2 protein-coding genes are annotated in these 1,088 nt (G+C 60.2%); one reads left to right on the top strand and one right to left on the bottom strand.

Features of this window, described 5'->3' with window-relative positions:
• Window positions 1-270, top strand: a 270-nt coding sequence (locus tag BMW66_RS20525; protein WP_217639364.1) for a hypothetical protein, incomplete at its 5' end; no start/stop codon positions are given.
• 54 nt (window positions 271-324) lie between these two features.
• Here BMW66_RS20525 and BMW66_RS19930 read toward each other — a convergent pair.
• Window positions 325-1,088, bottom strand: a 764-nt coding sequence (locus BMW66_RS19930) for a DNA adenine methylase (RefSeq protein ID WP_245729579.1), incomplete at its 5' end; no start/stop codon positions are given.

Here is a 1,088-nt window from a genome sequence, read left to right as displayed (position 1 = left end):
CAAAAAGTCGGACGTAAACAGGCTGCCCTGGCTCGCGAACTCACTGCTCAAATCACGAATTCCTCGCCATTCTCTCTTGTTTCAGTGACAAGCCGCTTGGCCCCCAGTCGAAAATTCTATCGGAGAACCACACTAGCAATAGAGCTCGCCATGTATGCATTCGTTGACGCTGCTGGCGCGGCGCACAACTTTCTCCTGTTTTTGCTACACTACGCCAGCATCCTCCTGCAATCGCATTTCCATACAGACGCCTATCCCGCCAAGCTGTGAACTGCGTCTCCCGGCGCGGCGCACACGGTGCCACTGAACCGACCAGCGGGGAGGCTAAAACAGCCCCGCCCGTGCCTCCACATTCGAGACGATCAGCTCTTGCACCTTGCCGCCGCCACCCTCGCGCGCGACCGTGTAGGAGAGCCGAACCTCGTCGATCTCGAAGCCCGCAAACGCCTCCCGGATCTCCGGCTTGTCATTGATCGACATAATGAAACTGCCCCGAATATCGCGCAGCTGCCCCGCCATCCGACTGTACTGCGCGCGATCGAACATGCCCTTGCCATAGTCGTTCTCGCCCCCGAAGTAGGGCGGATCGAGATAGAAGAGCGTGTTCGACCCGTCGTAACGGTCAATCAGCTCGGACCAGTCCAGGCATTCGAACACCACGCCCTGAAGCCGCTCATGCGCGGCCTCGAGGATCGGCTCCAGCCGCGACAGGGAAAACCGCGCCGGGCGATCCGTCGCCACCCCGAACACGCCCTTCACCTGCCCGCCGAACGCCAACCGCTGCAAATATAGAAACCGCGCCGCGCGCTCCAGATCGGTGAGAGTCGAAGGGTCGACCCTGCGCAGCCGCTCGAACTCGGACCGTGCGGTGATCTGGAATTTCATAACATCAAGCAGCTGGGGATAATGGCGCTGCAGAATGCGGAAGAGATTGACGATATCCCCGTTCAGATCGTTCGCCACCTCGAGCTGCGGCTGGAAGTGCCGGCGCAGGAAAACCCCGCCCATACCGACGAACGGCTCGGCATAGGTTTTATGCGGGATCCCCTCGATCCGCTCGATCAGGGTCCTGTGAAGCGCCTTCTTTC

It is taken from the genome of Salinihabitans flavidus (assembly GCF_900110425.1).
Classification (GTDB): Bacteria; Pseudomonadota; Alphaproteobacteria; order Rhodobacterales; family Rhodobacteraceae; genus Salinihabitans; species Salinihabitans flavidus.
The sequence above is the reverse complement of the archived record's forward strand: the minus strand, read 5'-3'. Positions and strand labels throughout refer to the sequence as shown.